This is a genomic window from Paenibacillus sp. FSL E2-0178 (genome assembly GCF_038593005.1).
In the GTDB taxonomy this organism is placed as follows: Bacteria; Bacillota; Bacilli; order Paenibacillales; family Paenibacillaceae; genus Paenibacillus_AQ; species Paenibacillus_AQ phytohabitans.
Genome location: NZ_CP151953.1, coordinates 2,362,606 through 2,375,304, shown reverse-complemented (window position 1 = coordinate 2,375,304; position 12,699 = coordinate 2,362,606). Strand labels below are relative to the sequence as shown.

Annotated in this window: 9 protein-coding genes; 6 read left to right on the top strand and 3 right to left on the bottom strand. The window is 52.5% G+C overall.

The features are described from left to right. Positions 1 to 288: 288 nt before the first annotated feature. Both MHI42_RS10580 and MHI42_RS10575 read right to left on the bottom strand, forming a co-directional pair. Positions 289 to 1,356 carry a phosphodiester glycosidase family protein gene (locus MHI42_RS10580; protein WP_342423738.1) on the bottom strand — a complete coding sequence of 356 codons (1,068 nt, stop codon included), beginning with the start codon at positions 1,354 to 1,356 and terminating at the stop codon, positions 289 to 291. Then, complete coding sequence (locus MHI42_RS10575; protein ID WP_039303387.1) at positions 1,353 to 1,760, bottom strand: hypothetical protein; 408 nt, start codon at positions 1,758 to 1,760, stop codon at positions 1,353 to 1,355. The genes MHI42_RS10580 and MHI42_RS10575 overlap by 4 nt, the downstream gene beginning before the upstream one ends. Positions 1,761 to 2,037: 277 nt before the next feature. On the opposite strand from MHI42_RS10575, the gene MHI42_RS10570 reads away from it, so the two are divergent. The 5 genes from MHI42_RS10570 (at position 2,038) to MHI42_RS10550 (ending at position 8,872) form a co-directional block, all read left to right on the top strand. Then, a complete protein-coding gene (locus tag MHI42_RS10570; RefSeq protein WP_340988270.1) occupies positions 2,038 to 2,694 on the top strand; it encodes a response regulator transcription factor in 657 nt (218 codons plus the stop codon). A gap of 67 nt (positions 2,695 to 2,761) precedes the next feature. Then, on the top strand, positions 2,762 to 3,979 hold the full coding sequence (locus tag MHI42_RS10565; protein WP_039303393.1) for a PLP-dependent aminotransferase family protein: 1,218 nt from the start codon (positions 2,762 to 2,764) through the stop codon (positions 3,977 to 3,979). Positions 3,980 to 4,220: 241 nt separating this feature from the next. Continuing rightward, on the top strand, positions 4,221 to 5,678 hold the full coding sequence (locus MHI42_RS10560; RefSeq protein ID WP_342423737.1) for a 6-phospho-beta-glucosidase: 1,458 nt from the start codon (positions 4,221 to 4,223) through the stop codon (positions 5,676 to 5,678). A 295-nt stretch (positions 5,679 to 5,973) separates the two neighbouring features. After that, positions 5,974 to 6,828, top strand: a complete 855-nt coding sequence (locus MHI42_RS10555; RefSeq protein WP_340988267.1) for a PRD domain-containing protein — start codon at positions 5,974 to 5,976, stop codon at positions 6,826 to 6,828. Positions 6,829 to 6,976: 148 nt separating this feature from the next. Continuing rightward, positions 6,977 to 8,872, top strand: coding sequence for a beta-glucoside-specific PTS transporter subunit IIABC (locus MHI42_RS10550; protein ID WP_342423736.1), 1,896 nt, complete (start codon positions 6,977 to 6,979; stop codon positions 8,870 to 8,872). A 482-nt stretch (positions 8,873 to 9,354) separates the two neighbouring features. On the opposite strand, the gene MHI42_RS10545 is transcribed toward MHI42_RS10550, so the two are convergent. Next, the gene (locus tag MHI42_RS10545; RefSeq protein ID WP_342423735.1) at positions 9,355 to 10,146 is read right to left on the bottom strand and encodes a DUF2161 family putative PD-(D/E)XK-type phosphodiesterase; all 792 of its coding nucleotides are present in this window, start codon (positions 10,144 to 10,146) and stop codon (positions 9,355 to 9,357) included. 170 nt (positions 10,147 to 10,316) lie between these two features. On the opposite strand from MHI42_RS10545, the gene MHI42_RS10540 reads away from it, so the two are divergent. Further along, positions 10,317 to 12,212, top strand: a complete 1,896-nt coding sequence (locus tag MHI42_RS10540) for a PrkA family serine protein kinase (protein ID WP_039304496.1) — start codon at positions 10,317 to 10,319, stop codon at positions 12,210 to 12,212. The last annotated feature ends 487 nt before the right edge of the window (positions 12,213 to 12,699 follow it).

Below are 12,699 nucleotides of genomic sequence, written 5' to 3'. Positions count from 1 at the left end.
AAAGGCTTTTCTTCACACCAAAAAGAGCGCCGCACATCAGTGCGGTGCTCCTTTTTTTGTAAACGCTCAGCGGACTCTTATAAGCCCTTGGTCTTGTCGTCGTTGTAGGAAGAAGTAAGGATGCCGGCCAGAAACAGCAGAAAAACCAGGGTCACGATCCAAAAAGTCAGGGAGAACGACATGCTGTGCACCTCCGTTAGTGACTGTTATTCGTTAATCTGATTATACGCTTTCATTCCGCAAAAATAAATGAAAATGTGATTTATGGCATTGACGAACTCCAGTCACTTACTTAAAGAACAGGAAGTTCGTCGGTACTCGCCGCAAATTGCCGTCAGAAGGGTTATTGATGACCTTCCCCCGGAAGATCAGCGAGGAAGATCCGCCTCCATCGAGATTGTAGGCATCAATGACGCCAAGGTTATACAGCTTGTCCTGAAGCTCTGCCAGAGTAGCCCCGGAATTGCCGTTCTCGTCATAACCGTCGGCCACCAGAATGAGCAGCTGATCATCCTTGAAGTTGCCGATCACGGTGCGCGGTGCGCGCAACGGAGTGAGCTGCCATTTCTGCGGGATCACAGTCTTGGTGTGATTCTTCAGCAGAACCGGCACGAAGGTGGCGCCAAAAACGGGCTCCAGCTGATCCAGCTGTGCCCGGCTGCTGAACTTGCCGCCGATCAGCTGCCCGGACTTGTTCAGGCCGACGAAGCTGAGATCCTTGTAGCTGGGTTCGAAGCCGTACAGATACTGGCCGCCGACAATGGTTGTAGACAGCGGATATCGCTTGCCGTTCTGATCGGCGAACCCGCCGGCGTTGATGCCTGCGGATGCACCATAGCGGTTCACGGCCTGCATGGTGGTCTCGGATGCGCCAGTGCCGTCACCGGCCAGACTCATCTTCATGGCGGCAGGATCCTTCAGCCTGATCTTTAACGCGTATGCTTTATAGTTTCCGGGGTTCAGCCGGTACAATTCAATGGTAATCCGGTCACTGGTAATTACATCGGCAGGTATGCCCAGCCGGGAGGTAATCCTGTTATTGTAGATCCGCTCCGGGCGGGAGGTCTGGGCTGCCGCCGTACTGACCAGCGCATTCATGGCATTCGTGGTCTGCTTGTACAGCAGGGCACTGGCGCTGATCGAATCGATGGTGTAAGACGCATAGCTCTTGGCTACGGCCAGATCCTGCTTAAGCTTAGCGGTCTCACTAACAGGGCCGGAGACAGCAGTAAAGGGTCCGGTATCCAGCTTGAGGTCGAGCGGCGGCTGATACAGCCACAGGCAGAGCAGCAGTCCGAAGAGCGGCGCGGTCAGGAGCATGAAGAAACGGTTTACTCTTTTGACAGGAGTCATCATTTGAGCAGATCCATCTCTTTCTTAAGCGCATCCAGCTGCTTCTTGACCTCGCTTAATTGCGTATACAGTTTGTTGCTGTTGTCGGTCTTGTTGCTGGCGTTATCTTTGGTGAAGGTCAATAATTCATTAAAGGTCTGCACCGTGCTCTGCAGTTCCTTCACCTGTTCGGTCAGGACGGCGATCTTGGATTCGTAATCGGTCTTCAAAACGGTAAGCTGCTGCTGGCTTTGTGATCCAAGCTCGCTCAGCACCTGATCTTTCAGATGGTTCGTGTAGCTGTACACGGCATAAACGCCGAGTGCAATCATCAAAATCCAGAACAGTAGAAACCATTTTACGGAAGGTCCGCTTCTCTCTGCGCTCCGGCGCGAGTGTACCCGGGTCGATTCCGCTAGCGGTTGCATTTCATCACCTCAAGCCATTTTTTTTCAAGTCCCCATTCTATCAGACTTTTACTATTTTCGCAAAAGTGAAAGAGCTTGTGAAAACAAGAAAAAGTAATTGCATCCTGTTAAACTACTGCGATACAATTTCTATAGATTGGAATATCTGAGGGGCGTATTCAAGGTAAAAGTAGGAAGAACAGACAAGACATCATAGTTCCTTGCTTGCGTGTTAACCGGAAACGCTTATCGCGCTTTCCATTCTCGTAAATTATATAGATAGCAGGAGGTCTGGGCATTGATGAAAGTCTGGCGGGTGGTCATCGTGGGATGTCATCCCACAAGTATGTTGGGAACAAAATTGATTCTGGAAGAAGGGGGAGAGCTGGAGGTTGCAGGTATGTATTCCACCTGGAGCGAATGCGTTTCCATGGTGCGCGATACCGGGCCGGACCTGGTACTCAGTGATTATCAAATGCCGGAAGGAACAGTAGAGGATGTTCTGCCAGAGATGAAGAAGAGCTCACAGAGATCCCATTTTATAATTATGACCGAAGAGAACGATAAAGAAATGTTTCAGCCGCTGATTGAGCTTGGGGCCAGCGGAGTGCTGTCCAAGGGGGCGACTCCGAATCAGCTGCTGCAGATGATTAGCGGAATCCGTGAAGGCTTCCTCTCCATTCCGCTGGAATGGATTGAGAAGGGGGTACGTCCGGTGACCTCTTCCAAAGGGCTGGACGCTGTAATGCAGCTTACACAGACAGAGATGTTTATTATGGAACGCATTGTGCAAGGAATTACATACGATAAGATCGCCCTGGAAATTGAAGTCAGCCGCCGCTCGATCGATAACTATCTGCGCAAGATTTATGTTAAGCTGGAAGTATCTACGAGGGCACAGGCGATCGAGAAGTTCGCCCTATTCTCAAGACAGAACAAGCAAATCTACGCCTGATCCCCGTATAACGACATAATGCCGTCCGGGCTGGAATATTCTTAAACCAGGGTAAAGGGGGGAGCGTATGAAGTATGAATTTTCTGCGCGCGCACATACGTTATTGTCATCACCACTGCTGAGTATCCGCAAACAGACGCGGCGCGGCACACTGATCTCGCTGGCGGAAGAACTGCCGGCGGAGGAATTATTCCCGTTGCCGCTGTTGTCTGAAGCGGCGTCGACGGTGATATCGGCAGATGCCGGAGCTCTGCAGTACGGTGATCCCGAGGGCTATGGCCCGCTGCGGGAGTGGCTTACCGGAGATTGGCTGGGAGGCAAAGGGGTTAATGTGGCCGAAGGCGGAGTTCTTCTGACAACGGGAAGCCAACAGGCCATCGATTTGCTGGCCAGAGTCTATATAGATCCCGGGGACCGGGTGCTGGTCGAGAATCCGACCTCTCCGGGCATTCTGCAGGCGCTGCGGATGCAGGGTGCCGTGATCATTCCGGTGCAGGGGGATAAGGACGGCCTGCTGCCCGATCATCTGCGCAGCGGAATCCGCCAGCACCGGCCCAAAATGCTGTTTGCCACGCCGAGCTTTACCAATCCGAGCGGTGTGCTGTGGAGCCTTGCACGGCGCAAGGAAATTCTTGAGCTGTGCACCTCGCATAACGTGCTGATTATAGAGGATGATTCTTACGGTGATCTGCATTTCCAGCGATATGATGAGCATCCTTCACTGAGATACCCTTCCCTCTACGCGCTGGAGAATGTCAGCGAGGGCGGGCATGTGCTGTATATCGGTTCATTCAGCAAAACGGTTGCGCCGGCGCTGCGGACGGGCTGGGCGGCGGGAAGCCGCGAGCTGATCGGGATGATGACCGCTGCGAAGCAGATGGCGGACTGGCAGTCCAGCTCGCTGAACCAGCGGCTGCTGCATCATCTGCTTAGTGTAAGCGCCTTTGATCTGCGGGAGCATATCACCCTGCTGAACCGGGAATACAATACCCGCCTGAAGCTGATGGCCGAGCTTCTGAAACGCCCGGCCTGGAAGAGCAGCGTGTATGATATGCCGGTTGGCGGGATGTTCCTCTGGGTGTCGCTGCCGGAGGGGCTGGATGCCATGGCACTGCTGCGTGCCTCATTGGCTAAAGGCGTAGCCTTTCTGCCCGGACCGCTCTGCAGTGTAAGCGGAGGCTCGGACCGGATCCGGCTTAACTTCAGCCACCCCGGCCGGGATGAGCTGCTGCTGGGCATGAATCTGATGAGTGAAGCGGTATCGGAGTTTACGGCGCGGAGCTGAGAGGAGCGCAGCAGATTTTAATTTGAAATTTCCAGGGTGCTGTGTTAGGCTGAAATCAATTAAATCTTCCATAAACACATCGTTTACTGGATTGTTACTGGCCGGGCCAGGCAAAACCTAAACTGATGGTGACTGATTTGAACCCTTTAACCGGGCCTTCAATGACATTGCCATAGGTTTAGGTTTTTCTGTTTTCCGGGCCTGCTGATCTGAACAACAACTTGGAAAAGGGGTAATGACAATGGCTGCAGTACAAAACGGATTTCCTGAGAATTTCTTATGGGGCGGCGCAACCGCTGCCAACCAGCTGGAGGGGGCTTTTGACCAGGGCGGGAAAGGGTTGTCGACCGCAGATATGATCGCCTTTGTGCCCAAGGATAAACGCCAGGGAGACCATTCGATGGAAATCTCCACCGAGCGGATCGCCCGGATTCTTGCCGGAGAGACGGACGACTGGTTCCCGAAACGCGAAGGCGTTGATTTCTATCACCGTTACAAAGAGGACATCGCCTTATTCGCCGAGATGGGCTTCAAGGTGTTCCGGATGTCGATTAACTGGGCGCGTATTTTCCCGAATGGCGATGATGCCATGCCGAATGAGCAGGGCCTGCAATTCTACGATGATGTATTCAATGAACTGCTTAAATACGGCATTGAGCCGCTCGTGACCCTGTCTCATTATGAGACGCCGCTGGGACTTACGCAGAAGTATAACGGCTGGGCCAGCCGTGAAGTGATCGGCTTCTATGTGAAATATGCCGAAACAGTATTTACCCGCTACAGAAGCAAGGTGAAATACTGGCTGACCTTCAACGAAATTAATGTGATGCTGTTCAGTCCATACACCGGAGGCGGCATCCTTACCGATCAGGTGGAGAACAAGCTTCAGACCGTGTTCCAGGGACTGCACCACCAGTTTGTGGCAAGTGCTCTGGCAACCAAGCTGGGTCACGAGATTATTCCCGGCTCCCGGATCGGCTGTATGCTGGCTAGAATGGAGAGCTATGCGAATACCTGCAATCCGGCAGATGTGCGCAAAAGACAGCAAGAGGACCAGATGAATCTGTTCTTCACCGATGTGCATGCACGCGGCAAGTATCCCCGTTACATGGACCGTTATTTTGCCGAAAATAACATTGTGATCACCCGCGAGCCGGGAGATGATGAGATTCTGGCTGCGAATACAGTGGACTTCATCTCGTTCAGCTATTATATGACGCTTACGGTATCTGCCGGTCCGGAAGGCGAAGCCACCGCAGGGAACCTGCTTGGTGGAATCAAGAACCCTTATCTGAAAGCCTCCGATTGGGGCTGGCAGATTGACCCTGTGGGTCTGCGTATCACTCTGAACAACCTGTACGACCGGTACCAGAAGCCATTGTTCATTGTGGAGAATGGACTGGGTGCTTTTGACAAGGTGGAAGCAGACGGGGCGGTTCATGACCATTACCGGATCGATTATCTGCGAGAGCATATCAAGGAGATGAAGGAAGCGGTTAAAGACGGCGTGGAACTGATGGGCTACACAGCCTGGGGGCCGATTGATCTGGTCAGTATGTCTACCTCGGAAATGTCCAAACGCTACGGATTCATTTATGTAGACCTGGATGATACCGGAAGCGGCACGCTGAACCGCAGCAAAAAAGATTCTTTTGAATGGTACAAGCAGGTTATTTCATCGAATGGTGAAATTTTATAACATCATTGGGGCAAGCTTAAGAAGCCCAAGATCTTAAGTAAACCGTTTTCATAAAAGTATTGTCAATTTCATAATGATATGCTAAGATGCTGCTACAGGTGAATAACTGGATTGTTACTGTTCATTCAGGCAAAACCAGAAACGGGCATTGTTGATGCCGTTTTGGTTTTGCCTTTTTTTTAACCTATTAGGAAGTATATATTTGGAGGTCCCTGCAAAGTACCTGAGTTCGTATCCATGTTATATCCCCACTTTGTGGGGTGATTTTATTACTCTGACGGTGTAAGGTGATGGAATGAAAATTGCTAAGGTGCTCAACAACAATGTTGTAACTGTAATCGATGCCAGCGGGAAGGAACTGGTCGTAATGGGCCGGGGGCTTGCCTTCAAGAAGCAGGCTGGTGATGACATTGAAGAGGACAAGGTTGAGAAAGTATTCTCTCTGGAGAATAAGGAAGTATCACAGAAGCTGATGTCGCTGCTCTCCGATATTCCGATGGAGTATGTGGAATGTACCGATGAAGTGATCCGTTATGCCGAAACGGTCCTGGGAGAGAAGCTGCATGACAGCATCTATATCTCGCTCACGGACCATATCCATTTCGCCATCGACCGCCACCGTCAGGGGCTTCAAATCAAGAATGCACTGCTGTGGGAAATTAAGCGGATGTACCGTAAAGAGTTCTCCATTGGACGGAAGGCGCTGCAAATCATTGAGGAACGGCTTGGCGTGCTGCTGCCGGAGGACGAGTGCGCTTTCATTGCAATGCATCTGGTCAATGCGCAGATGAATGGTGAAATGCGTGAGACGGTGAGCATTACGAATATTGTGAAGGACATCCTAAACATTGTCCGGCGGACTTTTCTGATTGAGCTGGATGAAGAATCGCTCGGCTATTACCGTTTTTTGACCCATCTGAAATTCTTCGCGCAGCGGGTCGTTCAGGGTACCGCCGCTGAGGACCGGGATAAGGATCATGTGCTGCATGATCTGGTCATGCAGCAGTACCCGGCAGCATATGCCTGTACGATGAAAATTGCCGACTACACACGCAAGATTTACAAGCGGGTCTTGTCCAAGGAAGAAATTCTCTACCTGACTATCCATATTGAACGGATTAACCGCAATGAAAATGATGTAACTGAATAATGTGGGGCAGGATTGCTACTCTACCCGGAGGCAAAACCTAAACCCGGACAGTGATGAGCGTAAGTATGCATCACGGACCGGTGTTTAGGTTTTTATTTTGCCGAAAATACACAATAAACTACATAATAGACTAAAGGAGTTAGCCCATATGAATAAAAATGAGCTGTCTAAAGAAATATTGCGGCTGGTCGGCGGAGAAGAAAATATCGATCAGGTTACCCATTGCATGACCCGGCTGCGCTTCAATCTGAATGACAATAACCGTGCCGACAAAGCGGCGCTGCAGAAGACGGACGGCGTAATGGGAGTTATGATTAACGGCGGACAATTCCAGGTCATCATCGGCAATGATGTGCCGGTAGTTTACAATGAACTGATTGGCAACATGTCGGGTTCTACTGAGAAGAAGGCTACCGGTGAAAAGGTAGACAAGAAGAAGCAGAATCCGCTCAGCAAGCTGTTCGATTTCATCTCGGGGATCTTCACACCGATCCTGCCGGCCATCACCGGCGCGGGGATGATCAAGGGGATTGTAGCCCTGCTCGTGGCGCTGGGCTGGATGGGCACGGATAACTCTACTTATGTCATTCTCTCGGCCATCGGCGATGGCGCCTTCTACTTCCTGCCGATCGTCCTGGCGGTCAGCGCTGCCCGCAAGCTGGGCAGTAATATGTACATTGCTGCAGCAATAGGGGCTGCGATCCTGCATCCAACGGTTACTACGCTGCTGGGGTCCGGGGAGACGGTCACGTTTGCTTCGCTGCCGGTGGTGGCCGCAACCTATTCCTCGTCCGTGATTCCGATTGCAATTGCGGTCTGGCTCGCTTCCTATGTGGAAAAAGCCGTAGATAAAATCACCCACGCTTCCCTGAAGCTGATTATTGTTCCAACGGTAACACTGCTTGTCATTGTGCCGCTTACCCTGATTGCGGTCGGCCCGCTCGGTGTAATTATCGGGGATGGTCTTACCGGAGGCATCAGCTGGCTGTTCGAAAATACCGGTCTGTTCGCAGGACTGCTGCTCGGCGGAACGATGTCCCTGCTGACAATCACAGGGATGCACTATGCACTGGTACCGATTGTGATCGCTTCGATTGCACAGCTTGGTTATGACTATTTGATTCCTATAATGATGGTGGCGAACTTTGCCCAGGCAGGAAGTGCCCTTGGCGTGTCTCTGAGAACCAAGAACAGCAAGCTGAAATCTCTTTCGATGTCCACAAGTATTACGGCCTTTATGGGGATTACAGAACCGGCAATGTATGGTGTAAACATGCGTCTTAAGAAACCGTTTATCTCTGCACTGATCGGTGGAGCTGTCGGCGGTGCGTTCCTCAGCTTGTTCAAAGTAAAAGCTTATGTTATTGGCGGTCTGACCGGACTCTCCGGTATTCCGATGGTTCTGGGTGCTACGTTTGTCTATTCGGTAATTGGTTTTGCGATTGGTGTCGGGGTTGCGGCGATCGTCACTTATATTCTGGGCTTTGAAGATGAGCCTGAGGCCGCTGCAGCGCCGGTTGTGGAAGCAGCACCTCCGGTAGCAAGCGTGACGGCTGCGTCTGCTGTAACGCGGGTTGAACCGACGATGGTTAATGAAGAAGTGTTCAGTCCGATTGCAGGTGAAGTGAAGCCGCTGAGTGAAGTGAATGATCCGGCGTTCTCCGAAGAAATTATGGGTCAGGGTTTTGCCATTCAGCCCTCCGAAGGCCGCGTAGTATCGCCGGTTAACGGAACGGTGTTCTCGCTGTCGAAGAGCGGCCATGCGATTGGTCTGGTCAGTGACAACGGAGCGGAAATGCTGATCCACATCGGGATCGACACCGTGAAGCTGAAGGGACTGCATTTCTCGCCTAAGGTTACCGCTGGAACCAAGGTGTCTGTCGGCGATCTGCTGATGGAGTTCGATCATGTTGAGATCGAGAAGGCAGGCTACAGCACCATTACGCCGGTCATCATCACGAACATCCAGCAGTATAAGTCAATCCTGCCTTCCGGCCGTTCCTCTGTTAAGGAGAAGGAGCTGCTGTATACGGTGCTTGCTTAGGCCCGGTAGCTGGAAAGCTGAAAAGTTAGATAGCCGAAAAGCCAAAAGCATAAGGCGTGTGTGACTGCAAGGTGTGGGAGGATGTAGGGCTGAGAATTGTAAGACTGGCACGAAAGAAAAGGAAGAACGACTGGAAGAACGATTACAAGAACAAGTGAAAGAACTAGGGTGAAAAAAAGGAGTTGTCTCGCCACGCAGGGGGTCTGCGTACGGGATGACTCCTTTTGTATCTGTATGCGTATGCGTGCCTCTTTGCTCTGCCCAATTCTGCTCTGCCCTTCCTCACGGAATAGGTGGAAAAAGAGCATTTAATTCTTCTGAAACTGGAGATTTCAGGAATTTAAATGGAAATAATACATCTATTGATTCGGAATTCGCCATTCGAGTCGAAATCAGATCAAATAGATGCCTTTTATCCAACTAAACCGTTCTGACGGGATAAAGTCATGAAGTTAAGTGCTATTATTCCACTTGTTGGGTGGCTACAGCTTGCCCGCACTGATCTCCGCGATCGCGGCGTATTCGATCAGCGCTGCAGTGCCGGCGGCCGTGAGCGTGTAGCGGCCGCGCCCGACCCGGAAGAACCACGCATAGTAGTTCTTCTGCAGGTAGGCGGCGGCGCCCGGCACGCCGCTTCGCTTGCGCAGCGCGGCTGGGGTCACGCCGCGCGGGGCCTCGGGCGCGCCGCCCAGCGGGGCGCGCCCGTCTGTGAGGCCGGCCGCGCCAGCAGCGGCTTCGGCCTCGAGGGCCTGCAGCGCGGCGGCCACGCGCAGCGCCTTCTCGCGGTAGGCCGTCACGAGCTTGACGCGCGTGCTGCCGCCGGTGTTGTAGTCCCCGCTGCGCTCGCGGAACTCGTAGAGCAGGCGCTCGCGGCGGCGCCCGGCGCTGCGGGCCTGCGGCGGCGCCTCGCCCGGCTCCGCGAGCACCTCGACGAGCGGGGCCTTCGTCTTGTAGAAGACGACGGTGATCAGCCCGAGTCCGAGCCGGCGGCACAGCCCGCTGAGCTCGCCCCAGCGCTGGTTCACCGCGCCCTTCTTATCCCGCACGCGTTCCACCGCGAGATAGACGTTCGGGCTGAGGCGCAGCCGTTCCACCCCCTGCAGCAGCAGGGCGAGGTTGAACGATTTTTTCATCTCCACGATCAGCGGCTGATCCTCGTCCTCCCGGATGCCCACCAGGTCGCAGGTCCGCACCTCACCCTTGATGTCATAGCCCTGCCGCTCAAAAAAACTCTTCAAAGGAGCATACAGCTCCGTTTCCTGTTTGATCGCCATTGTACTCACTCCTGCGCTCTTAATGCAGCATAATTATTTAAGGGAAATCATGATTCTCTATTATAGCACAGCAAAAAAGAGGTCAACTATTCCGGGCTCGCCGCATAGGTATGTAATACACTTTCTAAGCTTGGTGGAGCAAGTAGGAGCGCAAGAGGAGGCAGCGAGCCATGGATATTTTTGAGCGTATAGCTTCGTATCGGGCTGAGAACGACCGTTTGGCGTGGAGCGGCACTTTCAAGGACTATATAGAACTGCTGAGACTAGATCCCTCTCCCGCAAAAACGGCTCATTCCCGCGTATACGACATGATCAAGTCACACGGCGTCGAGGACATCAACGGACGTAAACGGTATAAGTTTTTTGAGCAGGAGATCTTTGGGCTGGACCGTGCGGTAGAGAAGCTGGTGGAGGAATATTTCCATTCCGCCGCCCGGAGGCTGGATGTGCGCAAACGGATCCTGCTGCTGATGGGACCGGTCAGTGGAGGCAAGTCAACACTCGTCACTCTGCTCAAACGCGGACTGGAGCAATATTCGCGTACGGATGCAGGTGCGGTATATGCCATCGCGGGCTGCCCGATGCACGAGGATCCATTGCATCTGATTCCGCTGGAGCTGCGGCCGGAGATCGAGCGGGAGCTGGGTGTACGCATCGAAGGCAACCTCTGCCCGTCCTGCCAGATGCGGCTGAAGAATGAATACCAGAGTGATATCGAACAGGTTGGAGTTGTCCGGGTGCTGTTGTCGGAGGAAGAACGGGTAGGTATCGGGACCTTCAGCCCGTCCGATCCGAAGTCGCAGGATATTGCCGACCTGACGGGCAGTATCGACTTCTCGACCATCACGGAATTCGGCTCGGAATCCGATCCGCGCGCCTACCGCTTCGACGGGGAGCTGAACAAGGCTAACCGCGGGGTAATGGAGTTCCAGGAAATGCTGAAATGCGATGAGAAATTCCTGTGGAATCTGCTGTCTCTGACCCAGGAGGGTAATTTCAAGGCCGGGCGCTTCGCGTTAATCTCGGCGGATGAGATGATCATTGCCCATACCAATGAGACCGAGTATAAATCCTTCATTTCCAATAAAAAGAATGAGGCTCTCCAGTCGCGCATGATCGTCATGCCGGTGCCTTATAATCTGCGGGTCTCGGAAGAGGAGAAAATCTACGCCAAGCTCATCGGCCAGAGTGATATGAAGCATGTGCATATTGCCCCGCATGCGCTGCGGGCGGCGGCGATCTTCTCAATCCTGACCCGGCTCAAGGAGAGCAAGAAGCAGGGCATGGACCTGATCAAGAAGCTGCGCATGTACGACGGCGAAGAGGTAGAGGGCTACAAGGAAGCCGATCTCAAGGAAATGCAGACCGAGTACCTGGACGAAGGCATGTCCGGCATCGACCCGCGTTACGTCATCAACCGCATCTCCAGCGCCTTGATCAAAGGCGACCTGCAGTGCATGAACGCACTGGATGTGCTGCGGGCGATCAAGGACGGCCTGGACCAGCATCCTTCGATTACGAAGGAGGAACGCGAGCGTTACCTGAACTTCATTTCCATTGCCCGCAAGGAATACGATATTCTCGCCAAAAGCGAAGTGCAGAAGGCGTTTGTGTACTCTTTTGAAGAATCCGCCAAAACCCTGTTCGAGAACTATCTCGACAATATTGAAGCCTTCTGCAACTGGTCCAAAATCCGTGACCCGCTCACGGACGAGGAGATGGAGCCGGATGAGCGGCTGATGCGCTCCATTGAGGAGCAGATCGGCATTTCCGAGAATGCCAAGAAGGCCTTCCGCGAGGAGATCCTGATCCGCATTTCCGCCTACTCCCGCAAGGGCAAGAAGTTCGAGTACAACAACCACGACCGGCTGCGCGAAGCCATCGAGAAGAAGCTGTTCACCGACCTGAAGGATATCGTCAAAATCACCACCTCCTCCAAAACGCCGGATGAGAGCCAGCTGAAACGCATCAACGAAGTCAGCCGCCGCCTGATCGACGAGCATAACTACTGCCCGATCTGCGCCAATGAGCTGCTGAAATATGTCGGAAGCCTGCTGAACCGCTGAAGCTATCAGAGAATAGGGTATGGACTGCCTGCTGGCGGTCCTTTTTTTAAGATATAAGATTCGCTATAAGTTATTCTTCTATTTCTCGCTGAAACGGATACCCTCCTCTTAAGGACGGTATCCGTTTCCACTTGAATATGCGCCAGAATTAAAATATAACAGATGGATTTTCTCCACTTGCTGATGAACAACAGAGCCTTGCTAAAGCAGCAGTTGGAAAAAGAGCACTTAAATAGTATCATATCACTCAAAGTCGCTGAAACCCCGAGCAATAGATGTTATTTTTCCAATTAATGGCCTATAAACCTCCGAAATCGAATAATTAAGACACCTTTTTCCACTTGCTTGTGGGAACAGCTGGTTTCCAGCCCTACAGCCAGCTCAGTGATCCTTCTGAAAGTCGCCGGCGGTTCTGCTAAAACTCAGCGGAACTTTCATATACAGATACTGTTACTGAACAGATGTTGAGCGGACGAGGTATAGTCTT

What these genes read in the sequence shown, in the direction of transcription:
- MHI42_RS10555 (WP_340988267.1), top strand. Translation starts at nt 5,974, where the DNA reads ATGAAAATTGCTAAGGTGCTCAACAACAATGTTGTAACTGTAATCGAT.
- MHI42_RS10545 (WP_342423735.1), bottom strand. Translation starts at nt 10,146, where the DNA reads ATGGCGATCAAACAGGAAACGGAGCTGTATGCTCCTTTGAAGAGTTTT.
- MHI42_RS10565 (WP_039303393.1), top strand. Translation starts at nt 2,762, where the DNA reads ATGAAGTATGAATTTTCTGCGCGCGCACATACGTTATTGTCATCACCA.
- MHI42_RS10550 (WP_342423736.1), top strand. Translation starts at nt 6,977, where the DNA reads ATGAATAAAAATGAGCTGTCTAAAGAAATATTGCGGCTGGTCGGCGGA.
- MHI42_RS10580 (WP_342423738.1), bottom strand. Translation starts at nt 1,356, where the DNA reads ATGATGACTCCTGTCAAAAGAGTAAACCGTTTCTTCATGCTCCTGACC.
- MHI42_RS10575 (WP_039303387.1), bottom strand. Translation starts at nt 1,760, where the DNA reads ATGCAACCGCTAGCGGAATCGACCCGGGTACACTCGCGCCGGAGCGCA.
- MHI42_RS10540 (WP_039304496.1), top strand. Translation starts at nt 10,317, where the DNA reads ATGGATATTTTTGAGCGTATAGCTTCGTATCGGGCTGAGAACGACCGT.
- MHI42_RS10560 (WP_342423737.1), top strand. Translation starts at nt 4,221, where the DNA reads ATGGCTGCAGTACAAAACGGATTTCCTGAGAATTTCTTATGGGGCGGC.